Genomic DNA, 20,991 nt, shown 5'->3' with positions numbered 1-20,991 from the left:
TCCCACTCCACCCTCCCCGTCAGCCAAGGAGCGCTCCGTGCCCAAGCTGCTCGCCCTCACCGGCAGTCCGTCCGTCCACTCCCGTACCGACGTGGTCGCCGACCACGTGCTGCGCCGCCTGAACCACGCCGGGTTCGAGACCGCGCAGCTCGCCGTCCGGGAGCTCCCCGCCGCCGATCTGCTCGCCGCACGCCGCGGCGAGCCGGAGATCCGCCGGGCCCTGGAAGCCGTCGCCGAAGCCGACGGGATCGTCATCGCGACACCCGTCTACAAGGCCTCGTACACCGGTCTTCTCAAGGCCTTCCTCGACCTGCTCCCGCAGGACGGGCTGGCCGGGAAGACGGTCTTCCCGCTGGCCACGGGCGGCAGCCTCGCCCACGTCCTGACCATCGACTACGCCCTGCGCCCGGTCCTCGCCGCGCTCGGCGCCCGGCACGTCACCGCCGGCCGCTTCGTCCTGGACTCCTCCGTCGAGCGCGGGGCGGGCCCGGACCGGCTGCGGCCCGAGGCGGAGCTGGACCTCTACCAGGCCGTCGACGAGTTCGCCGAGGCCCTGCGCGCCGCCCAGGCCGCCGCGCTCGCCACCGCGCGCTGATCTCCGTACGGAATCACCCGCCTGACCCGCCTGACCCGTCTCACCTGCCCTACCCGCCCCACCCGGATCGACAAGGAATCGCCATGTCCGCAGGCTTCACCACCACCCGCACCTCCCGACGCCAGTTCCTCACCCTGCTCGGCATCTCGGCGGCCGCGGTGAGCTGCGGGACGGCGACCGCCACCGGCGGCTCCAGCGGCGAGCAGATCACCTCCCTGAAGTACCAGGGAGCGGTCGGCGCGGTCACGCTGCCCGAGCTCGCCGCGGACCTCGGCTACCTCGGGAACGTGACCCTGGACTGGGTCGGCAACACCATCAGCGGCCCCCAGGACATCCAGTCCGCCGCCACCGGCCAGACGCACTTCGGCAGCGCCTTCAACGGCGCCGTCATCAAGCTCGCCTCCACCAAGGCCCCGATCAAGGCCGTCATCTCCTCCTACGGCTCCGACCAGTACTCCTACGGCGGCTACTACGTACTGGAGGACAGCCCGATCCGCTCGGCCCGCGACCTGATCGGCAAGAAGGTCGGCATGAACACCCTGGGTGCCCACTACCAGGCCCTGCTCGACATCTACCTGAGCCGGGGCGGGCTCTCCAAGGAGGACGCGGCCAAGGTCGAGCCCCTCGTGGTTCCGCCCGTCAACACCGAACAGTCGCTGCGGCAGAAGCAGATCGAGGTCGGCGTCCTCACCGGAGTCCTGCGCGACAAGGCCCTCGCGGCCGGCGGCATCCGCCCGCTGTTCACCGATGTGGAACTGCTCGGCCCGTTCAGCGCCGGGACCTACATCATGACCGACCGCTTCATCAAGCAGAACCCGGACACCGTACGGAGCTTCGTGACCGGCGTGGCCAAGGCCATCGAGTGGTCCCGCACCACTGCGCGCGAGGAGGTCGTCGCGCGGATGACGGAGATCGTCAAGAAGCGCGGCCGCAACGAGGACACGGCGACCCTGCAGTTCTGGCGCTCCTACGGAGTCGCCGAGAAGGGCGGACGGATCGAGGACAAGGAGTTCCAGCTCTGGCTCGACTGGCTCGGCGACCGCGGCGAGATCAAGAAGGGCCAGCTCAAGGCGCCCGACCTCTACACCAACGAGTTCAACGGATTCGGGAAGGGCTGATCCGGCATGGCGAAGATCGTGTTCGAGTCCGTGACGAAGACCTTCCCGACGAAGAGCAAGAACAAGAACGGAGTCAAGGAGGAGTTCACCGCCCTCGACGGGATCGACCTGGAGATCGGGTCGGGGGAGTTCGTGGTCGTCGTGGGCCCCAGCGGCTGCGGCAAGTCCACCCTCCTGGACCTGCTCGGCGGCCTGACCCCGGCCACCTCCGGCCGGATCCTGCTCGACGGCAAGCCGGTCACCGGGCCGGGGCTCGACCGGGGCATCGTCTTCCAGCAGTACGCGCTGCTGCCGTGGCGCACCGCGCTCGGCAACATCGAGTTCGGCCTGGAGGCCACCGGCGTCCCGCGCCGCCAACGGGCGGCGAAGGCGAGGGAGTTCCTGGAGCTCGTCGGTCTCACCGGGTTCGAGGACCGGCACCCGCACGAACTGTCCGGCGGCATGCGCCAGCGGGTCGCCATCGCGCGCTCGCTCGCGTACGACCCGGACGTGCTGCTGATGGACGAGCCGTTCGCGGCGCTCGACGCGCAGACCCGCGAGTCCCTCCAGGACGAACTGCGGCGGATCTGGCAGAGCACCGGCAAGACGATCGTGTTCATCACGCACGGCATCGAAGAGGCCGTCTACCTCGGGCAGCGGGTGGCCGTCATCACCTCCCGCCCCGGGCGGGTCAAGCAGGTCGTCCCGGTGTCGTTCGGCGACCGGGCCACCGGGGCCACCGGTGAAGACCTGCGTTCCAGCCCGGAGTTCGCCCGCTACCGCCACGAGATCTGGACCCTGCTCCACGACGAGGTGGCCCGCGCCCAGCAACTGGAGAAGGAGGAGGTCGCCGTATGAGCACCACGGTGGAAGCGGCGGTGGAGGCCGGGACGCAGCCGGAGGCCGGGACGCAGACGCAGACGCAGCCGGAGCCGGCGCCGGAGACCGAGGCGACGGCGGTACGGACCCTCGCGCCCGAGGCCGTACGGACCCCCGCGCGGGCCCCCGTACGGGCGCCGGCCACGGCCGTGGCGCTGCGCGTGCTGCGCGTGCTGCGGGCGGTGGCGCTGCGCTCGGCGGCGATCCTCGCCCTGCTGGCCCTGTGGGAGACGGCGCCGCGGCTGGGACTGGTCGACGCGACGTTCCTGCCGCCGGTGAGCGAGGTCGCCAAGGCCTGGTGGGAGCTGCTGGGCAACGGGCAGCTCGCCGAGCACAGCAAGGCCAGCCTGGCCCGCTCCTTCGGCGGATTCGGCATCGCGGTGGCCGTCGCGGTCCCCCTCGGGCTGCTGATCGGCTGGTACCGGCCGGTGGCGGCGCTGCTCGGGCCGCTGCTGGAGGTGTTCCGCAACACGGCGGCGCTCGCGCTGCTGCCGGTGTTCGTCCTGCTGCTGGGCATCGGGGAGACCTCGAAGGTCTCGATCATCGTCTACGCCTGCGTCTGGCCGATCCTGCTGAACACCATCAGCGCCGTGGGCAACGCCGATCCGACCCTGGTGAAACTGGCGCGCTCGATGGACCTGTCCACGCCGAAGCTGTTCCAGAAGGTGATCCTGCCCGCGTCGGTGCCGGTCATCTTCACCGGCATCCGCCTGGCGGGGGCGGTCTCCATCCTGGTCCTGGTCGCCGCCGAGATGATCGGCGCGAAGGCGGGCCTCGGCTACCTGATCAACGCCTCGCAGTTCAACTTCGCGATCCCGCAGATGTACGCGGGCATCGTCACGATCTCCGTGATCGGCCTCGCCTTCAACCAGATCCTCGTCACGATCGAACGCCGCCTGAGCACATGGCGCGTCCCCTCCTGAGGCCCTGACCCACGATCCCCCTGCGGGCGCCGCGCGCCCGGCTGCCCTGAACCGAGGACAAGAAATGACCGCACCCCGGACCCTCCACCTCAACGCCTTCCTCATGAACGCCGGGCATCACGACGCCGCCTGGCGCCACCCGTCCAGCAGCCCCGAGCGGATCACCGATCTGCGCTACTTCCAGGAACTGGCCCGCACCGCCGAGCGCGGCCGGCTCGACTCGATCTTCTTCGCCGACGGGGTCGCCCTCTGGGGCAAGGCCCGCTACAACGCCGTCGGCGGCTTCGAGCCGCTCACCCTGCTCTCCGCGATCGCCGCCGTCACCGAGCACATCGGGCTCATCGCCACCGTCTCCACCACCTTCAACGAGCCCTACAACCTGGCCCGGAAGTTCGCCTCCCTCGACCTCATCAGCGGCGGCCGCGCCGGATGGAACATCGTCACCTCCGGCAGCGTCGACGAGGCCCGCAACTTCAACCGCGAGGAGCACCTGGAGCACAACCTCCGCTACGAGCGGGCCCGGGAGTTCCTCGACGTGGCCACCAAGCTGTGGGACAGCTGGGAGGACGACGCGATCGTCCTCGACAAGGAGCGCGGCATCTACGCCGACACCGACAAGCTCCACCCCGCCGCGCACCGCGGCGAGTACTTCGGCGTCGCCGGACCGCTCAACGTGCCCCGCACCCCGCAGGGCCACCCGCTGCTCGTCCAGGCCGGGTCCTCCGAGGACGGCAAGGAGTTCGCCGCCCAGTACGCCGAGGCCGTCTTCACCGCCCAGCAGACCCTCGCCGACGGGCAGACCTTCTACAAGGACCTCAAGTCCCGCCTCGCCAAGTACGGCCGTTCCGAGGACGAACTGCTCGTCCTGCCCGGCATCGCCCCCGTCATCGGTTCCACCGAGGCCGAGGCCAGGGCCCTGGAGCAGGAGCTCACCGAGCTCCAGATCCCGGAGTACGGCCTCGCGCAGCTCTCCAACATGCTGAACGTGGACCTCACCGGGCTGCCGCTCGACGGCGGGCTGCCCGACCTGCCCGAGGAGCGGGACGTCAACGGCAACAAGAGCCGCTTCACGCTCGTCGCCGAACTCGCCCGCCGCGAGGGCCTCACCCTGCGCGAGCTGATCGCCCGCCTGGGCGCGGGCCGCGGCCACCGCGTCTTCGCCGGGACACCCGAGCAGATCGCCGACCAGCTGGAGGAGTGGTTCACCCAGGGGGCCGCCGACGGCTTCAACATCATGGCGCCCGTACTCCCCACCGGCCTCACCGACTTCGTCGACCAGGTCGTGCCGATCCTGCAGCGCCGTGGTCTCTTCCGCACCGAGTACACCGGCCGGACCCTGCGCGAGAACTACGGGCTGGCGCGCCCCGCCAACCGCTACACCGCCGCCGCCGTCGCGGCGGCGGCCGGGCGCGGAGCAGCTCCCGGAGCCGGAGCGTGAGCGAGCAGGTCGCCGACGTGCTCGTGGTCGGCGGGGGCCCCGCCGCCTGGGCCGCCCTCAAGGCGGCCGCCGCCGGGGCTTCCGTGGTCCTCGCCGACAAGGGCTACTGCGGCACCAGCGGGGCGACGGCCGCCGGCGGCACCGGCGTCTGGTACGTCCCGCCGGAACCGGCGGCCCGGGAGGCCGCGATGGCGAGCCGCGAGGGGCTCGGCGGGTACCTCGCCGACCGGCGGTGGATGTCCCGGGTCCTCGCGAGACGTACGACCGGATGAACGAGTTGGCGGACGAAGGGCGTTACCCCTTCCCGACCGGCCCCGACGGCCGGCCGCTGCGCAACGGCCTCCAGGGGCCCGAGTACATGCGGCGGATGCGCATCCGATCCGCCGCGCCGGGGTCCGGATCCTGGACCACAGCCCGGTCACCGAGCTGCTCACCGACGCGGACGGCGCCGCCGCGGGCGCCGCCGGCTACCGCCGCCAGGCCGGCGAGCCCTACCGGGTCCGGGCCGGCGCCGTCGTCCTGGCACCGGGGGCTGCGCCTTCCTCAGCGGCGCGCTCGGCACCAACACCAACACCGGGGACGGCGCGCTGTTCGCCGCCGAGGCGGGGGCCGAGCTGTCGGGCACGGAGTTCTCCAACTCCTACGGGATCGCCCCCGAGGGCACCTCCGTCACCAAGACGGCCTTCTACTCCTTCGCCTCCTTCTACCGGGAGGACGGCGAGGTCCTGGAGGGCGCCGCGAGCCAAGGCGGCCGGTCCGCCATCGCCCGCGAACTCCTCACCGGAGCCCGGGTCTACGCCCGTTTCGACCGGGCCGACGCCACCGCGCAGGCCGCGATGCGGCGCGCGCAGCCGAACTTCTTCCTCACCTTCGACCGGCTCGCCATCGACCCCTTCACCGACCGCTTCTCCGTCACCCTGCTGGCCGAGGGCACCGTCCGCGGCACCGGCGGGATCCGGATCACCGGGGAGGACTGCTCCACCACGGTCCCCGGGCTGTACGCCGCCGGGGACGCGGCCACCCGGGAGGAGATCTGCGGGGGCTTCACCGGAGGCGGCAGCCACAACGCCGCCTGGGCGATGTCCTCGGGCAGCTGGGCCGGGGCCGGCGCGGCCCGGTACGCCCGTTCCCTCGGCTCGGGCCGGGCCGCCTTCCGGCCGGTCACCGGCGCCGGCGGGGCGGGCCTGCGGCCGACCGGGGACACCGGATCCGCGGCCGGGCCCGCGGAGGCACGGGAACTCGTACGCCTCGTCCAGGAGGAAGTGCTGCCGTACGACAAGAACTACCTGCGCCGCGGCTCCGTCCTCACCGGCTCGCTCGGCGCCCTCGACGCGGTCTGGGCGCAGCTGCGCTCCCTGCGCGGGGAGGGCGCCGGACTGGTCAAGGTCCGGCAGGCGGCGGCCATGACGGCGCACGCCCGCTGGATGTACGCGTCCGCGCTGGCCCGTACGGAGAGCCGCGGGATGGCCCGCCGGCTCGACCACCCGGGGCAGGACCCGGCGCAGCACCACCGCATCGTGACGGGCGGGCTCGACCGGGTGTGGACGCGGCCGGCGGAGCTGGTCGCATGATCGAACTGGTCTCGGCCGAGCGGTGCATCGCCCCCTCGGCCTTCGGCCTGGGGGGACCCCCGGCGACAAGTGCGTGGAGGTCTGCCCGACCGACGTCTTCGAGCGGGGACCGGAGGGGATCCCGCTGCTCGCCCGGCAGGAGGACTGCCGGACCTGCTTCCTGTGCGAGGCCAACTGCCCGGTGGACGCGCTGTTCGTGTCCCCGCTGACCCGGCCGGTGCCCGAGGACCCGGCCGTACGGGACGAGGCCGGGCTCGCCGGCCGCGGACTGCTCGGCAGCTACCGGCGGGACATCGGCTGGGGCGAGGGACGGACACCGGGCGCCCTGCGGGCGGTCGGCCCCTCGCTCGGCCCGGCGGGCGGCGGCGGGACGGCGCCGCCGATCACGTCCTGAGCCTGAGCGAGGGGCCGACGGCCGCCGACCGCTGCCGACCGCTGGAGACCGCTGGAGACCGCAGCCGACCGCGGCAGACGGTCAGACCGTCAGGACGATCTTGCCGCGGGTGCGGCCCGTGGCGTTCAGCTCCCAGGCCTTCGCCGCGTCGGCGAGCGGCAGCGCGTGCTCCACGTTGACCGTGAGCTTGCCCGCGTCCGCGAGCTCGGCCAGGTGGGTCAGGTCGGCGGTGTCCGGGCGGACCCAGAGCTGGTGGGCGCCCTGGGCGGCCGCGGTGTGGTCGGCGATGGACACCAACCGGTGGCCCTGACCCGGCTTGACCAGGGACCGGAGGGCCGGGATCACGTCGTCGCCGTAGAAGTCCAGGGCGGCGTCCACCCCTTCGGGCGCCAGTTCGCGGACCCGGTCGGCGAAGCCCTCGCCGTACAGGACCGGCTCGGCACCGAGTGAGCGCAGGTAGTCGTGGTTGTGCGCGCCGGCCGTGCCGATGACGCGCAGACCGAGCGCGACGGCGATCTGTACGCCGAAGGAGCCGGTGCCGCCGGCGGCGGAGTGGATGAGCACGGTCTCGCCGGCCTTCACTCCCACGCGGGTGAGCGACTGGTAGGCGGTGAGCCCGGCCAGCGGGATGCCGGCGGCCTGCTCGAAGGTCAGCTCGCGCGGCTTGCGGGCGAGGGTGCGGACGGGGGCGGAGACCAGCTCGGCGTAAGTGCCCAGCTCCACCCACTCCTTGCGGACGTAGCCGTACACCTCGTCGCCGACGGCGTAGTCGAAGGTGTCCTCGCCGACCGCCTCGACGACGCCGGCGACGTCCCAGCCGGGTATGACCGGGTAGCGGACTTCGAGGATCGAGTCGAGGTACCCGGAGGCGAGCTTCCAGTCCACCGGGTTCACGCCGGCGGCCTTGACGCGGACGAGGACCTCGCCCGGAGCGACCTTGGGCTCCGGAACCTCGGTGAGGGTGAGGAGGCGAGTTCAACCAGTCGTTGCAACACCGGCTTCTTGGATCGAGAGTAGCTGCTCACCGAAGACCTCGGCGGGAGTCTTCCAGCCGAGAACTTTGCGGGGTCGATTGTTGATCGCCAGGGCGACGGCCTCGAGGTCCTCGGCAGACCATCTGGCCAGGTCGGTTCCCTTGGGGAAGTACTGGCGCAGTAGCCCGTTCGTGTTCTCGTTCGTCGGTCGCTGCCAGGGCGAGTGCGGATCGGCGAAGAACACTTTCGTCCCGGTGTCGAGAGCGAACTGGGCATGACCGGAGAGTTCCTTCCCCCGGTCCCAGGTGAGGGTCTTGCGCAGCTGCTCGGGCAACTGCGTCATCGACGTGGTGAGTGCCGTGTTCATCGCGATCGCGCCGTAGCCCCCGAGCGAGGGGCCGCTCTTCACGGGCGGATTCTCGCCCCAGCCCTCGAGCCGGGGCAGGTGCACCAGGAGCGTGGAGCGGCTGCTGCGCTCGACGAGCGTGCCGATCGCGGAGCGGCCCGTCCCGATGATCAAGTCGCCCTCCCAGTGTCCCGGGGCCGCACGGTCCCCGGCCTCGGCGGGGCGTTCGCTGAGGACGACGTCTGCGGTGACATGCCCCCGCGGCTTGTTCTGCGACCGCGCTCGGGGAGCCCGCAGCGCCCGGCCAGTGCGCAGGCACGTGACCAGTTCCCGCTTGAGCGCGCCACGGCCCTCGATGAACAGTGCCTGGTAGATCGCCTCATGACTGATACGCATGGACTCATCCTCGGGGAAGTCGACAGGGAGCCGGTGCGAGATCTGTTCCGGGCTCCATGCCATCGCCCATCGTCTGTCCTGCCGGTGCGGCTTGTTCAGCCCTTTCCACTCAGGTGCCTGCGGCCCCGCGACGACTGTCCCGTCAGGCCGGCGGACGTTCCCGGCCAGCCGCTCCTGCACGTACTCACGCAACGGGTCGTTGCCCAGGAGCTTCGCGCTCTTCGGACGTTTGGCCGCCTGCTGGGCCTTCCACTGCGCGACCGTCGCGCGGTACTCCTGCTTGCCGGCGCGCGTGGCGGCGTTGCGGCGCAGTTCCCGAGAGATCGTCCCCGGGTCACGCCCCAGAGCGCGGGCGATCTCGCGCACGCCCTTGTCCGTCGCCCTGAGGATCGCGATCTCCTCGCGCTCCTCGAACGTCAGGTAGCGGCCCGAGGGCTCGGCCAACGTGATCGGAGGCATGCCGCCAGCGTGACGAAACCACCTCGCACCCACCGGCCATGACACGCCGACCGCCAGCGACGCCTCCACCGTCGTGACCCCCGTGGCGATCAGCCGCCAAAACTGGCGCTGCACGACCCGAGAGGGATCAGGCCGCCCCGGTGAACGCATCGCCGGCCGCAACGCACGGTCAGCACGCCACTGCCGACGCCTCCCCTCCGGAACATCGCTGGTCTTCAAACTCCATTCCGCCGTAGCCACGCCGCACACCTCCGAGATCAGGGTGTTGCGACGACCAATTGAATCCGCCGGATGTCAGGCGTTCCGTATGCGGTGTATGTGATTGCCTTCATGATCATCCCCAACGGGGGGCCCGACGTCCGTATTCCGAGGGCGAGGGGCCCTTCTTCCGGAATCACCCGTTCCGTGGAGGGTCGTTCAGGCGGGCAGGGTGTTGCGGTGAGAGCTGCGCCGGGCCGCGCTGAACAGGGCCTGGATCTGCGCCCCGGACTGCTCCACGTCGTCGAGGGGGGAGGGGAAGGGGATCCGTACGTCGCGGTGGCCGCGCCGTTCCTCCAGGCGCAGGGTGATCCCGTACCGGTCCATGGCGAGGGGCAGCGCGCGCAGGACTGCGGCCCCGGCCCCCGCCTCGGAAGCCGGCCGCGCCCCCGTCGCCGGCTGCGGCCGGACCAGGCGCAGCAGGAGGGTGACGAGTTCGGCGTGGTCGTCGAGGAGGTGGGTGAGCATCCCGGCCTCGTAGGGGGCGAGCGGGTCGGGGCAGGCCGCGTCCAGCTCGTCGAGACCGACGTACGAGCGGGCGCCGCCGGCAGTTTCGAGGACGGCCCGGCCGAACTCCACGCAGGTGGACTCGGAGTCCTCGTCCGCATAAGGGGTGAGCAGGCGGCCGACGAGGGTGACCCGGGCGCGCACGCGGTCCCGTACGGGGGTGGGCGCGATGTCCGTGAACTCCAGCCGGATCGCGGGGCGTTGCTCGGCGCGGCCGCCCGGCTCGGCGGGGTGCAGGTGCAGTCGGCCGAGGGGGTCGGTGCCGTCGAGGTGGCGGATCTCCGTGCGCTGCCCGTCGGTGACGACGGTCATGGAGTGGGCGGCGGCCAGGATGGACCGGACCCGCTCGGCGTCGGTGGGCAGCGGCAGGGGCAGGTGCATGTGGATCTCCGTCGTCCCGAGTGGCGAGATGGCATGTACTTAGGTATGCCTAACCTAACCTACCCGGCGGGTGAGGGGTAGCCCGGGTCGGCTCGCCGGGGTGTCTCAGCTGCCTCGTGTCGGTGTTGGGCTGAACGGGTGAAACGCGAGAGGATGGGGGGATGCACATGAAGCGCAAGGCCGAGGCGGCCTGGTGAGCAGGTACGACGTCACCGACGAACAGTGGGAGGGGCTCGCGCAGGTGGTCCCCCTGCGGAGTCGCAACGAGTGGCCCTCCCGGGTGGATCACCGCACGATCCCCACGGTTCCGGGGGCGTCCGCGGCGGAGCAGCGCCGCTTCGTGGTGATCCGGGTCCAGGTCTTCGCGGACGCGCGGGAGGTGGCGGAGTACCTGATCGCGCAGATCCCGGTGCTGCTGGACCTCACGGGCGCGGACGGCGAAGTCGCCAAGCGGATCCTGGACTTCAGCAGTGGCGTGGTCTTCGGCCTCGGCAGCGGGATGCACCGGGTCGACCGGAACGTCTTCCTGCTGGCGCCCGTCGGGACCGAGGTGGAGGGGATCGCGGCCGCGGCCGTCCCCCGATCGTAGGAAGGTCCCGCGGGCGGAACGGTTCGCCGGACCCTCGGGGGGTCCGGCGGGCCGTACCGTCCCGCGCATGACCTTGCCCCTCACCACCCCGGCGCCCCCTTCCGCGGCCACCGCCACGCCTCCCGCCGCACCGACCGGGCCTGCCACCGCGACGGCTTCGACCGTGTCCGCCGGCCCGGGGTTAGCCGCGGCCCCGGTCCAGGCTCCGGTCCCGGTTCCGGCCTCGGTCCCGGCCTCGGCCCAGGTTCCGCCCCAGGCCGCGGTTCCGGCCCCGGCCCCGGTTCCGGCCCCGGCCCCGGCCCCGGTTCCGGCCCCGGTTCCGGCCCCGGCCCCGGCCCCGGCCCCGGCCCCGGCCCCGGTTCCGGCCCCGGCCTCGGCCCCGGCCCCGGCCCCGGTTCCGCCCCAGGCCACGGCCCCGGCCACGGCCCAAGCCCCGGCTCCGGTCCAGCCCGCCGCAGGCGCCCCGCATCTGCGGCCGGCCGTGACCGAGTTGAGGCTCTCCGCCTACGGGGCGCACCGCGGGGCCCGGTTCGCCCTCGGTCCCGTCACCCTCTTCGCCGGGCCGAGCGGGAGCGGCAAGTCCCAGGTCCTGGAGGCCTACGGGGCGCTGGCCGCCCTCGGTTCCGGGGCCACCCTGGACGAGGTGTTCCCCGACCCGCGGGCCCGGATCCCCGACCGCGCGGCGCCCGACGCCGAGCGGCGCCGGGGGTTCCGGATCGGCTGCACGGTCGACGGCCCCGCCGGGCCGGTCCGGCTCGACCTCGCCGTCCAGGCGGAGCCCGCGCTGCGGATCGTCGGTGAACGGCTCTCCGTGGACGGGCAGGTCCTCCTCGCCACCGCCCTGCGCGACCCCGGGCGACGGTCCGTCCAGGCGGCCTGGCTGACCGGCGGAGCCACCGGGGTCACCCGGGCCCCGCTGCCCGACGACCGCCTCGGGACCGCGCTGCTCCCGCTGCGCGTCGCCGGGGCCACCGAGGGGCAGCGGCAGGTGCTGGCCGCCGCCGAGCAAGTGGTGGTCGCGCTGCGCTCGGTGTTCCCCTGCGACCCCCGCCCGGAACGGATGCGGGAGCCCGTCGCGCCGGGGGAGGGGCGACTGCTGGGCGACTGCGCCAACCTGGCCGACGTGCTGCGCCGGACCCGCCTGGAGTGCGGCACCCGGTACGGGCTGCTGACCGGGGCCGCCCGGACCGGGTGCGCGGGGTGGGTGGCCGGCCTGGACGTACGGGCTCCCGAGGGCGGCCCGGTCACCGGCCTGCTGGACCGGGGCCCGTCGAGGCCCGCCACCGAACTGGCCCGGCTGGGCGCGGGCGAGCTGCGCTTCCTCGCCCTCGCGCTGGTGCTGCTGACCGGGCCGGGGGTCCTGGACGTGGACCCGGCGGCCGAACTGCCCTCCGCACGGCAGACGCTGGCGGTGCTCGCGGACGGCTTCGACCGGGACCTGGACGGTCGGCAGACCGCCGAACTGCTGCGGCTGGCCGTACTGGCCTGCGGGCGCGGGCAGGTCAGGCTGGCGGCCTCGGCGGGCGAGGCCTGCGCGACGGCCGCCCGGGGGGTTGCGGGGGTCTCGGTGGTAGACCTGGGTGCATGAGCGAAGAACGTGGAGCGACCGGGGAAGAGAAGGGGGCCGGCGAGCGGATCGACCGGCTCCAGCGGCGGCTGGCCGAGTTCGCGGCGGCGCGCGGGTGGGAGCCCTTCCACACGCCCAAGAACCTGGCGGTGGCGCTGAGCGTCGAGGCGGCCGAACTGGTGGAGATCTTCCAGTGGCTGACGCCCGAACAGTCCGCCAAGGTCATGGAGAAGCCGGACACCGCACACAGAGTGGCCGATGAGGTGGCGGACGTACTCGCCTATCTGCTGCAGTTCTGTGAGGTTCTCGGGGTCGATGTGCTGGATGCGCTCGCCGCGAAGATCGACCGGAACGAGCTGAGGTTCCCCGTCCCGGGCACTCCGGGGGCAGATCGTCACTCTTCGGAGTGATGGCGATATCCACAACCATCTTCGGTGTCCACAATTTCCGAATACCCCTGGCTTTACCGGCCCGTTGCCCTCACTCTGGGTAGTGGAGAGAACGGCAAGATGTCGTGCGGACGGGGGACGGCATATGGACGCGGTACGGCTCATCGCAGCCGGCCGGCACGCGCTGGCGCAGAGCGGGGCTGCATGGGACATCGTGGGCGAGGCCTGGCAGGCGCAGGCCCTCGCCCAGGGCATCGGGAGCTGGCTGGCCGTCACCGGGCCGCCGGAGCTGAGATCGGAGGCACGGGGGCTGGGTGAAGCGGGGAGCAGAGGCTGCGGGGTGCTCGACCGGGCGGCTCTGCGGGGAGAGGGCTATGCGCCCGATCTCCCGCCCCGGGCCGCGCAGTTGACCGAGGTGACGGACGCCCGGCAGGCGTTGCTCGGGCTCCAGGCGCTGCTCGGCGAAGTGGGCATAGCGCTGGTCGGGGTGGCCTGCGGGACGGACGATGAGGGTCTGTACTGGCAGTGCATAGAGTCGATAGACGCGGCCGACGAGTCGAGCGACCGGGTCCGGGCGATCCTGCGACGGCTGGCCGTGCGCGAGCGGGGATCGGCCTCCGGGGTGGCCTGAGACGGCGTGGCCGGGCCGGCGTGCCCTGAGCCGGGACGGCCCTCCCCGGGGTGTGGCCGGACGGGGGCGGCCTGATCAGGCGTGCTTCGGCGTCGGGGGTGCTTCGGTGGGGTCCCGCCGCGCGCGACGGGACCCGGGCGGTCAGGAGGACCGGTAGGACGGGCGGTCTCCGCCCTCCGGGGTGCGGCCGCCCTGGTGCAGCGCAGTGCCGGGGCTGCGGTCGGTGGAGGACTGGAGGTCGGCGTCGAGCTGGGAGAGGTCGGCGTTCAGGGCGGCCATCAGCTCTTCCATCTGCTGCAGCAGGCCCTTCGGCGCGCCGCCCTGGGCGGGTACCGCGGACTCCTGGCGTGCGTGGTCGTGCGCTGCCTGTCCGGTCTGGCAGTCCTGACGGGATTGCCGGAGGGTCTCCGGCGCGGACTCCTGGGACATGGCGGCCTCCTCGGCCCTGGCCCTTCCGGGGCGGAAGGGGGCGGTGGACGCACCGGCGAAGGCCGCCGGCGCGCGGGCCGGGCGGTCCGGCTCCGTCCGAGCCAACGATCCCCATCCGGGCTGGTCACTGGCGCGGGCGGCGGCGACCGCCCGGTTGACGCAGATTCACCCGGCCGGGGCCGAAGGGGCAGGATGGAGACATGGATCTCCGTATCTTCACCGAGCCCCAGCAGGGCGCGAGCTACGACACCCTCCTGAGCGTCGCCAAGGCCACCGAGGACCTTGGCTTCGACGCCTTCTTCCGCTCGGACCACTACCTGCGCATGGGTGCGGCCGACGGTCTGCCCGGTCCCACCGACGCCTGGATCACCCTGGCCGGCCTGGCCCGTGAGACCGAGCGGATCCGGCTGGGCACCCTGATGACGGCCGGCACCTTCCGCCTCCCCGGCGTGCTCGCCATCCAGGTCGCACAGGTCGACCAGATGTCGGGCGGCCGGATCGAACTCGGGCTGGGGGCGGGCTGGTTCGAGGAGGAGCACAAGGCGTACGGCATTCCCTTCCCCGCCGAGCGCCTCGCCCGGCTGGAAGAGCAGCTGGAGATCGTCACCGGCCTGTGGGCCACCGAGCCCGGAGCCACCTTCGACTACGCCGGCGTCCACTACCAGGTGGAGAACTCCCCGGCGCTGCCCAAGCCGGCCCAGGACAAGATCCCGGTCCTGATCGGCGGCCACGGCGCGAAGCGCACCCCGCGCCTCGCCGCCCGGTACGCGGACGAGTTCAACATGCCCTTCGCCTCGATCGCGGACAGCGAGCGGCAGTTCGGCCGGGTCCGCACGGCCGTCGAGGAAGCCGGCCGCAAGCCCGGCGACCTCGTCTACTCCAACGCGCTGGTCGTGTGCGTGGGCAAGAACGACGCCGAGGTGGCCCGGCGGGCCGCCGCCATCGGCCGCGACGTGGCGGAGCTCAAGGCCAACGGCCTGGCCGGCTCCCCGGCCGAGGTCGTCGACCGGATCGGAGCCTACGAGGCGGTCGGCTCCTCCCGCCTCTACCTCCAGCTGCTCGACCTCGGCGATCTCGACCACCTGGAGCTGATCTCCACCGGGGTCCAGTCCCAGCTCGGCTGACGGGGCGGTCACCGTGCCCCGCGCATCCCGGCCGCTCGCCGAGGCCCTGGCCCGCCCCGGCGGGCGGACCGTGCTCCTGGACGGCGGGCTGAGCAACCAGCTCGCCGACCAGGGCTGCGACCTGTCCGGCGGCCTGTGGACGGGCCGGGTCCTCGCCGAGCGGCCGGAACAGGTGACGGCCGCCCACACCGCCTACGCGCGGGCCGGCGCCGAGGTGCTGATCACCGCGAGCTACCAGGTGGGGTACGCCGCCTTCGCCCGGCACGGCCACGGCCCGGAGCGCACCACGGCCCTGCTGCGGCGCAGCGTGCGGCTGGCCGACGAGGCAGCCCGGGCCGCGGAGCACGGGGTGTGGGTCGCCGCGTCCGTGGGCCCGTACGGGGCGGTGCTCGCGGACGGCTCCGAGTACCGGGGACGGTACGGCCTGAGCGTGCGGGAGCTGGCCGACTTCCACCGGCCCCGGATCGCGGCGCTGCTGGCCGAGGGCCCCGACCTGCTGGCCCTGGAGACCGTCCCGGACGCCACCGAGGCCGAAGCCCTGCTCGCCGTGCTCGCGGAGAGCGGAGCCCGGGCCTGGCTGAGCTACACGGTGGCGGACGGCCGCACCCGGGCCGGGCAGCCGCTGCCCGAGGCCTTCGCCCTCGCCGCCGGGTCCCCGCAGGTCATCGCCGTCGGCGTGAACTGCTGCGACCCGGCGGAGGTCCTGCCCGCCCTCGAAGCGGCCGCCGCCGTCACGGGGAAACCGCTGCTGGCCTACCCCAACGACGGCTCGGTCTGGGAGCCCGCCACCGCCACCTGGCGGGCCCCGGCCACCCCCGCCCCCTGGCCCACGGCCGCCTGGCGGCGCACCGGAGCCCGCCTCATCGGCGGCTGCTGCCGCATCGGCCCGGACCGGATCGCGGACCTGGCGGCTACGCTCCGCTGAGGTCCCAGCGCACGCCCGGCGACCCGCCGCCCGAGGCCACGAGAGCGGTCATCTCCGCTTCCACGGCGGCCAGTTCCTCCGGACGCTCCGTCAGGAGCAGCTGCTCGCGGTAGTGCACGAGCGCGGTGAGGAGCAGTTGGGTCTCCTCGGGTTCCAGGGCGCACATCCGGCGCGCGGCGGCGACGGACTCGGCGCGCAGGGCAAGCGCTATCCCGGGCCGGTGGGCGAACTCCTGACGGCTGTACGCGAACAACGCGGCCGCCAGCAGCGGCAGATAGGCCAACGGACTCACCCGGACGAGGACGCGATAGGCGGCCACCCGCTCCCGGACGGGCAGCGTGCCCGATCCGAGGAGCGCCACCCGGGCTCGCAGCACGGCGTCGTGATTGATGTTCTCCGTGGGATTCATGAGGGAGATTCTGTGATCCGCACAGGGCCCCGAACAAGACAAATCGGCTGTGCCGTCCGTCCTACGAAAACGGCCTCTGACCTGTCATGATGGATACGTCATCACCCTGGAGACCCCGAACCGGGACCCCCGATCGAAGAGACGGTCTAGTCCTCGCCCATCACCGCCTCGCATCCGGGGCACACGGCGTCGGCGTACTCCGGCGGGCACCAGGCGTCCGGATGTTCGGACGGTTTCCAGTCGGCCGTTTCCATGGCGAAGGTGTCCTTGCCGCACATGGTCCGCGGGCCGCGCTCGGAGCCGCCTCCCGGGGCGGTGGGCGCGGCGTGCACCCGGTGGACGGATCCCGCCGCCGGATGGTCGAGCTCGTACACAACGACGATGCCGCTCATGTTTCGACGGTAGGCGCCGCCGGAAAATAGGGCGCGGGCAACACCGCTGACCAGCAACAATCGCTCGCATGTTCCTGACGATCTCCACGACCGGCACGGCCGAGCGACCCGCCACCGACCTGGGCTTCCTGCTGCACAAGCATCCCGGCCGGACGCAGGCGTTCTCCACCTCCCATGGCACCGCCCACGTCTTCTACCCCGAAGCCACGGACGAGCGGTGCACGGCGGGCCTGCTGCTGGAAGTGGACCCCGTCGCGCTCGTGCGCCGCGGTCAGGGCAAGGGCCAGGGCGGCACGCCGGACGCCGCGCTCGCGCAGTACGTCAACGACCGCCCCTACGCCGCCTCTTCGCTGCTGGCCGTCGCGCTGAGCGGCGTGTTCCGCAGCGCGTTGAAGGGGCAGTGCGCGGCCCGCCCCGAGCTGCCCGACGAGGTGCGCCCGCTGCGCATCGAGATCCCGGTGCTGCCCGCCAGGGGCGGCGCCGAGCTCGTGCGCCGGCTGTTCGGCCCGCTCGGCTGGGAATCGGTCACGGCCACCCCGGTCGCGCTCGACGAGACCTTCCCGGAGTGGGGCGACTCCCGGTACGTACGCCTCGTCCTGGAGGGCGAGCTGCGGCTGTCCGACGCACTGCGCGGCCTGTACGTCCTGCTGCCCGTCCTCGACGACTCCAAGCACTACTGGATCGCCTCCGACGAGGTGGACAAGCTGCTGCGCGCCGGAGACGGCTGGCTCGCCGACCACCCGGAGAGCGGGCTGATCACCTCCCGCTACCTGGCCCGCCACAAGCGGCTGACCCAGGACGCCCTGGAGCGCCTGGAGCTGGTCCGCCTCGCCGAGGCCGACGGCAGCGAGGTGGAGGAGCTCGACAACGCGGTCGACGAGACCATCGACACGGAGGAGAAGCCCGTACCGCTCGCGGTGCTGCGCCGCGAGGCGATCCTCGCCGCGCTGGGCGCGGCCGGCGCGGCCCGCGTCCTCGATCTGGGCTGCGGCCAGGGCCAGTTGGTGCAGGCGCTGCTCAAGGATCCGGCGTACACCGAGATCGTCGGCGTGGACGTGTCCGTCCGGGCGCTGAACATCGCCGCGAAGCGGCTGCGGCTGGAGCGGATGGGGGAGCGGCAGAGCTCCCGCGTCCGCCTGACGCAGGGCTCGCTCGCCTACACCGACAAGCGGCTCGCGGGCTATGACGCGGCCGTGCTCAGCGAGGTCATCGAGCACCTGGACCTAGAGCGGCTGCCCGCGCTGGAGTACGCGGTCTTCGGCTCGGCCCGCCCCCGCACGGTCCTCGTGACCACCCCGAACGTCGAGTACAACGTCCGCTGGGAGACCCTGCCCGCCGGGCACGTCCGGCACGGCGACCACCGCTTCGAGTGGACCCGCGAGGAGTTCCGGACCTGGGCCGGGGGCGTCGGCTCCCGGCACGGCTACTCCGTCGCGTACCTGCCCGTCGGGGACGACGACCCCGAGGTGGGCCCGCCGACCCAGATGGCCGTCTTCACCCTGACCACCGGCACCATCAGCACCACCAACACCGACACCCCGAAGGAGGGCGAGGCAGCATGACCACCGACACCGACGCCAGTACCACCACCGACCGCAAGCGCGTACTTCCCGTCACCGATCTGTCCCTCGTCGTCCTGATCGGCGCCACCGGTTCCGGCAAGTCCACCTTCGCCCGCACGCACTTCAAGCCGACCGAGGTCATCTCCTCCGACTACTGCCGGGGCCTGGTCGCCGACGACGAGAACGACCAGGGCGCCAGCAAGGACGCCTTCGAGGTCCTGCACTACATCGCGGGCAAGCGGCTCGCCGCCGGCCGCCTCACCGTGGTCGACGCCACCAGCGTCCAGGCCGAGTCCCGCCGGCAGCTGGTCCAGCTCGCCCGCGAGTACGACGTGCTGCCCATCGCGATCGTCCTCGACCTGCCCGAAGAGGTCTGTGCGGAGCGCAACGCGGCCCGCCCCGAGCGGGCGAAGCTGCCGCGCGCCGTCATCCAGCGCCACCGCCGCGACCTGCGGCGCTCGCTGCGCGGCCTGGAGCGCGAGGGCTTCCGCAAGGTGCACGTGCTGCGCACGCCCGCGGAGGTCGAGTCGGCCGAGGTGGTCCTGGAGAAGCGCTTCAACGACCTCACGCACCTCACCGGCCCCTTCGACATCATCGGCGACATCCACGGCTGTGCCTCCGAGCTGGAGACCCTGCTCGGAAAGCTCGGCTACGAGGACGGCGCCCACCCCGAGGGCCGCACCGCCGTGTTCGTCGGCGACCTCGTCGACCGCGGCCCGGACAGCCCGGGCGTCCTGCGCCGGGTGATGGGCATGGTCGGCTCCGGCAACGCCCTGTGCGTGCCCGGGAACCACGAGAACAAGCTCGCCCGTCACCTCAAGGGATCCAAGGTCCAGCGGACCCACGGCCTCGCCGAGACGATCGAGCAGCTCGAAGGGGAGCCGGAGGAGTTCGTCCGGGAGGTCCGCACCTTCATCCAGGGCCTGGTCAGCCACTACGTCCTCGACGGTGGCAAGCTCGTGGTCTGTCACGCCGGGCTGCCCGAGAAGTACCACGGCCGCACCTCCGGCCGGGTGCGCTCGCACGCCCTGTACGGGGAGACCACGGGCGAGACCGACGAGTTCGGGCTGCCCGTGCGCTACCCGTGGGCCGAGGACTACCGGGGCAAGGCCGTCGTGGTCTACGGCCACACCCCCGTCCCGAACACCGCCTGGATCAACAACACCATCTGCCTCGACACCGGAGCCGTCTTCGGCGGGAGGATGACCGCCCTGCGCTGGCCCGAGCGCGAGCTGGTCGACGTACCGGCCGAGAAGGTCTGGTACGAGCCGGTCAAGCCGCTCGTCACCGAGGTTCCCGGCGGGCACGACGGGCGTCCGCTCGACCTGGCCGACGTCCACGGCCGCCGGATCGTCGAGACCCGGCACCTGGGCAACGTCAACGTCCGCGAGGAGAACGCGGCCGCCGCGCTGGAGGTGATGAGCCGCTTCGCCGTGGACCCGCGCCTGGTCCCGTACCTCCCGCCGACCATGGCGCCGACCGCCACCTCGCAGACGGAGGGCTACTTGGAGCACCCCGCCGAGGCCTTCGCCCAGTACCGCAAGGACGGCATCGCGCAGGTCGTCTGCGAGGAGAAGCACATGGGCTCCCGCGCCACCGTGCTGCTCTGCAAGGACGCCGCCGCGGCCCGCGAGCGGTTCGGGGTCGACGGTCCCACCGGGTCCGTCTACACCCGCACCGGACGGCCCTTCTTCAAGGACCCCGAGGTCACCGAGGAGGTCCTCGGCCGGATCCGCTCGGCGGTCACCGACGCCGGGCTGTGGGAGGAACTGGCCACCGACTGGCTGCTCCTCGACGGCGAACTGCTGCCCTGGTCACTGAAGTCCGCCGGCCTCCTGCGCAACCAGTACGCCGCCGTGGGCGCGGCCTCCGGCGCCGTGTTCCCGGAGGCCCTCGCCGCCCTGGAGGCGGCCGCGGCCCGGGGCGTCGACACCGGGGAGCTGCTGGAGCGCCAGCGCGGGCGCGCCGCGGACGCGGCGAAGTTCACCGAGGCGTACCGGCGTTACTGCTGGAGCACCGACGGGCTGGACGGCGTACGGTTCGCCCCGTTCCAGCTGCTGGCCGCGGCCGGGCGCTCGCTGGCGGCCGTACCCCATGACGAGCAGCTGTTCTGGCTGGACCGGCTCGTCGCCGCCGACGAGGCCGCCGGGACCGGACTGCTGCGCCGCACCGGCCGGATCCTGGTGGACACCGCCGACGAGGCCTCGGTACGGGCGGGCACCGACTGGTGGCTGGAGCTGACGGCCGCCGGCGGCGAGGGCATGGTCGTCAAACCGCTCCAGGCGTACGCCAAGGACGGCAAGGGCCGGCTCGTGCAGCCGGGGGTGAAGGTGCGCGGACGCGAGTACCTGCGGATCATCTACGGTCCCGAGTACACGCGCCCGGACCACCTGGAGCGGCTGCGCGGGCGCCACCTCGGGCACAAGCGCTCGCTCGCCCTGCGCGAGTACGCGCTCGGTCTGGAGGCCGTGGACCGGCTGGCGGCCGGGGAGCCGCTGTGGCGGGTCCACGAGGCGGTCTTCGCCGTCCTCGCGCTGGAGTCGGAGCCGGTGGACCCGCGGCTCTGAGGGCTCCGGGCCGCAGCACTTGGCGTCAAGGAAGGACCCCCGTACGGCCGCTCATTAGGTCGTATGGGGGAACTTTCGCGGAGAACTCCGGGAAAACGACCGGCGGGATCGTTCATCCAGGGCAGCGGAATGTCCGCGACCCTGGAAGGACGGAACGTCACCTATGAAGATGACCGCGCGCGGAAGCAT

General features: G+C 72.8%; 22 protein-coding genes. 16 read left to right on the top strand and 6 right to left on the bottom strand.

The window, feature by feature from the left end; translation table 11 throughout:
- Positions 1-37 precede the first annotated feature (37 nt).
- The 8 genes from ssuE (at position 38) to AC3IX6_RS08235 (ending at position 6,897) form a co-directional block, all read left to right on the top strand.
- Positions 38-595, top strand: coding sequence for an NADPH-dependent FMN reductase (gene ssuE, locus AC3IX6_RS08270; RefSeq protein WP_389689493.1), 558 nt, complete (start codon positions 38-40; stop codon positions 593-595).
- Positions 596-678: 83 nt separating this feature from the next.
- Positions 679-1,713 (top strand): ABC transporter substrate-binding protein, encoded by a 1,035-nt coding sequence (locus AC3IX6_RS08265; RefSeq protein ID WP_489369585.1) that lies wholly within the window; start codon positions 679-681, stop codon positions 1,711-1,713.
- Positions 1,714-1,719: 6 nt separating this feature from the next.
- Positions 1,720-2,550 carry an ABC transporter ATP-binding protein gene (locus tag AC3IX6_RS08260; RefSeq protein ID WP_489369584.1) on the top strand — a complete coding sequence of 277 codons (831 nt, stop codon included), beginning with the start codon at positions 1,720-1,722 and terminating at the stop codon, positions 2,548-2,550.
- Positions 2,547-3,494 carry an ABC transporter permease subunit gene (locus tag AC3IX6_RS08255; protein WP_489369583.1) on the top strand — a complete coding sequence of 316 codons (948 nt, stop codon included), beginning with the start codon at positions 2,547-2,549 and terminating at the stop codon, positions 3,492-3,494. Before AC3IX6_RS08260 ends, AC3IX6_RS08255 begins: the two co-directional genes overlap by 4 nt.
- A gap of 64 nt (positions 3,495-3,558) precedes the next feature.
- Positions 3,559-4,932: an LLM class flavin-dependent oxidoreductase gene (locus tag AC3IX6_RS08250; protein ID WP_489369582.1), complete on the top strand. Its 1,374-nt coding sequence runs from the start codon at positions 3,559-3,561 to the stop codon at positions 4,930-4,932.
- Entirely contained in the window at positions 4,929-5,204 is a 276-nt protein-coding gene (locus tag AC3IX6_RS08245; RefSeq protein WP_489369581.1) for an FAD-binding protein, read from the top strand. The genes AC3IX6_RS08250 and AC3IX6_RS08245 overlap by 4 nt, the downstream gene beginning before the upstream one ends.
- Before the next feature lie 564 nt (positions 5,205-5,768).
- The gene (locus AC3IX6_RS08240) at positions 5,769-6,503 is read left to right on the top strand and encodes a hypothetical protein (protein ID WP_489369580.1); all 735 of its coding nucleotides are present in this window, start codon (positions 5,769-5,771) and stop codon (positions 6,501-6,503) included.
- A gap of 73 nt (positions 6,504-6,576) precedes the next feature.
- Positions 6,577-6,897, top strand: a complete 321-nt coding sequence (locus AC3IX6_RS08235) for a 4Fe-4S ferredoxin (RefSeq protein WP_489369579.1) — start codon at positions 6,577-6,579, stop codon at positions 6,895-6,897.
- Between the two features lie 81 nt (positions 6,898-6,978).
- On the opposite strand, the gene AC3IX6_RS08230 is transcribed toward AC3IX6_RS08235, so the two are convergent.
- The 3 genes from AC3IX6_RS08230 to AC3IX6_RS08220 form a co-directional block, all read right to left on the bottom strand.
- Entirely contained in the window at positions 6,979-7,791 is an 813-nt protein-coding gene (locus tag AC3IX6_RS08230) for an NADP-dependent oxidoreductase (protein ID WP_489369578.1), read from the bottom strand.
- 81 nt (positions 7,792-7,872) lie between these two features.
- Positions 7,873-9,291 carry an IS30 family transposase gene (locus AC3IX6_RS08225; protein ID WP_489368065.1) on the bottom strand — a complete coding sequence of 473 codons (1,419 nt, stop codon included), beginning with the start codon at positions 9,289-9,291 and terminating at the stop codon, positions 7,873-7,875.
- Positions 9,292-9,489: 198 nt separating this feature from the next.
- Entirely contained in the window at positions 9,490-10,218 is a 729-nt protein-coding gene (locus AC3IX6_RS08220) for a DUF2470 domain-containing protein (RefSeq protein WP_489369577.1), read from the bottom strand.
- Positions 10,219-10,411: 193 nt separating this feature from the next.
- On the opposite strand from AC3IX6_RS08220, the gene AC3IX6_RS08215 reads away from it, so the two are divergent.
- From AC3IX6_RS08215 to AC3IX6_RS08200, 4 genes are all read left to right on the top strand, one after another.
- Entirely contained in the window at positions 10,412-10,807 is a 396-nt protein-coding gene (locus AC3IX6_RS08215; RefSeq protein ID WP_250742110.1) for a cell division protein SepF, read from the top strand.
- 469 nt (positions 10,808-11,276) lie between these two features.
- Complete coding sequence (locus AC3IX6_RS08210; RefSeq protein WP_489371370.1) at positions 11,277-12,395, top strand: AAA family ATPase; 1,119 nt, start codon at positions 11,277-11,279, stop codon at positions 12,393-12,395.
- Complete coding sequence (locus tag AC3IX6_RS08205) at positions 12,392-12,784, top strand: nucleotide pyrophosphohydrolase (protein ID WP_489369576.1); 393 nt, start codon at positions 12,392-12,394, stop codon at positions 12,782-12,784. Before AC3IX6_RS08210 ends, AC3IX6_RS08205 begins: the two co-directional genes overlap by 4 nt.
- Positions 12,785-12,908: 124 nt before the next feature.
- Positions 12,909-13,394, top strand: coding sequence for a DUF6099 family protein (locus AC3IX6_RS08200; protein WP_489369575.1), 486 nt, complete (start codon positions 12,909-12,911; stop codon positions 13,392-13,394).
- Between the two features lie 141 nt (positions 13,395-13,535).
- On the opposite strand, the gene AC3IX6_RS08195 is transcribed toward AC3IX6_RS08200, so the two are convergent.
- Positions 13,536-13,823 carry a hypothetical protein gene (locus AC3IX6_RS08195; protein ID WP_489369574.1) on the bottom strand — a complete coding sequence of 96 codons (288 nt, stop codon included), beginning with the start codon at positions 13,821-13,823 and terminating at the stop codon, positions 13,536-13,538.
- 200 nt (positions 13,824-14,023) lie between these two features.
- On the opposite strand from AC3IX6_RS08195, the gene AC3IX6_RS08190 reads away from it, so the two are divergent.
- Both AC3IX6_RS08190 and mmuM read left to right on the top strand, forming a co-directional pair.
- Positions 14,024-14,947: an LLM class F420-dependent oxidoreductase gene (locus AC3IX6_RS08190; protein ID WP_489369573.1), complete on the top strand. Its 924-nt coding sequence runs from the start codon at positions 14,024-14,026 to the stop codon at positions 14,945-14,947.
- A gap of 13 nt (positions 14,948-14,960) precedes the next feature.
- Positions 14,961-15,872, top strand: a complete 912-nt coding sequence (gene mmuM / locus AC3IX6_RS08185; RefSeq protein ID WP_489369572.1) for a homocysteine S-methyltransferase — start codon at positions 14,961-14,963, stop codon at positions 15,870-15,872.
- Here mmuM and AC3IX6_RS08180 read toward each other — a convergent pair.
- Together AC3IX6_RS08180 and AC3IX6_RS08175 are read right to left on the bottom strand one after the other, a co-directional pair.
- Positions 15,859-16,281 carry a hypothetical protein gene (locus tag AC3IX6_RS08180; protein ID WP_489369571.1) on the bottom strand — a complete coding sequence of 141 codons (423 nt, stop codon included), beginning with the start codon at positions 16,279-16,281 and terminating at the stop codon, positions 15,859-15,861. The two genes, mmuM and AC3IX6_RS08180, sit on opposite strands and share 14 nt — an antisense overlap.
- A 146-nt stretch (positions 16,282-16,427) precedes the next feature.
- Positions 16,428-16,673 carry a hypothetical protein gene (locus AC3IX6_RS08175; RefSeq protein WP_489369570.1) on the bottom strand — a complete coding sequence of 82 codons (246 nt, stop codon included), beginning with the start codon at positions 16,671-16,673 and terminating at the stop codon, positions 16,428-16,430.
- 68 nt (positions 16,674-16,741) lie between these two features.
- Between AC3IX6_RS08175 and AC3IX6_RS08170 the strand changes: the two genes are divergently transcribed.
- Together AC3IX6_RS08170 and AC3IX6_RS08165 are read left to right on the top strand one after the other, a co-directional pair.
- Positions 16,742-18,235: a 3' terminal RNA ribose 2'-O-methyltransferase Hen1 gene (locus tag AC3IX6_RS08170; protein ID WP_489369569.1), complete on the top strand. Its 1,494-nt coding sequence runs from the start codon at positions 16,742-16,744 to the stop codon at positions 18,233-18,235.
- Positions 18,232-20,802, top strand: coding sequence for a polynucleotide kinase-phosphatase (locus AC3IX6_RS08165; RefSeq protein WP_489369568.1), 2,571 nt, complete (start codon positions 18,232-18,234; stop codon positions 20,800-20,802). The genes AC3IX6_RS08170 and AC3IX6_RS08165 overlap by 4 nt, the downstream gene beginning before the upstream one ends.
- Positions 20,803-20,991 lie beyond the last annotated feature (189 nt).

The organism is Streptomyces sp. GL_141, from assembly GCF_057834385.1.
Note: the sequence above shows the minus strand (reverse complement) of the source record. Positions and strands in the feature narration are given on the sequence as shown.

Bases quoted from the DNA above. Each gene is read 5' to 3' on its own strand.
- AC3IX6_RS08195 (WP_489369574.1), bottom strand. From the start codon at position 13,823: ATGTCCCAGGAGTCCGCGCCGGAGACCCTCCGGCAATCCCGTCAGGAC.
- AC3IX6_RS08200 (WP_489369575.1), top strand. From the start codon at position 12,909: ATGGACGCGGTACGGCTCATCGCAGCCGGCCGGCACGCGCTGGCGCAG.
- AC3IX6_RS08260 (WP_489369584.1), top strand. From the start codon at position 1,720: ATGGCGAAGATCGTGTTCGAGTCCGTGACGAAGACCTTCCCGACGAAG.
- AC3IX6_RS08205 (WP_489369576.1), top strand. From the start codon at position 12,392: ATGAGCGAAGAACGTGGAGCGACCGGGGAAGAGAAGGGGGCCGGCGAG.
- AC3IX6_RS08190 (WP_489369573.1), top strand. From the start codon at position 14,024: ATGGATCTCCGTATCTTCACCGAGCCCCAGCAGGGCGCGAGCTACGAC.
- AC3IX6_RS08220 (WP_489369577.1), bottom strand. From the start codon at position 10,218: ATGCACCTGCCCCTGCCGCTGCCCACCGACGCCGAGCGGGTCCGGTCC.
- AC3IX6_RS08255 (WP_489369583.1), top strand. From the start codon at position 2,547: ATGAGCACCACGGTGGAAGCGGCGGTGGAGGCCGGGACGCAGCCGGAG.
- AC3IX6_RS08240 (WP_489369580.1), top strand. From the start codon at position 5,769: ATGCGGCGCGCGCAGCCGAACTTCTTCCTCACCTTCGACCGGCTCGCC.
- AC3IX6_RS08165 (WP_489369568.1), top strand. From the start codon at position 18,232: ATGACCACCGACACCGACGCCAGTACCACCACCGACCGCAAGCGCGTA.
- AC3IX6_RS08250 (WP_489369582.1), top strand. From the start codon at position 3,559: ATGACCGCACCCCGGACCCTCCACCTCAACGCCTTCCTCATGAACGCC.
- AC3IX6_RS08170 (WP_489369569.1), top strand. From the start codon at position 16,742: ATGTTCCTGACGATCTCCACGACCGGCACGGCCGAGCGACCCGCCACC.
- AC3IX6_RS08180 (WP_489369571.1), bottom strand. From the start codon at position 16,281: ATGAATCCCACGGAGAACATCAATCACGACGCCGTGCTGCGAGCCCGG.
- AC3IX6_RS08175 (WP_489369570.1), bottom strand. From the start codon at position 16,673: ATGAGCGGCATCGTCGTTGTGTACGAGCTCGACCATCCGGCGGCGGGA.
- AC3IX6_RS08265 (WP_489369585.1), top strand. From the start codon at position 679: ATGTCCGCAGGCTTCACCACCACCCGCACCTCCCGACGCCAGTTCCTC.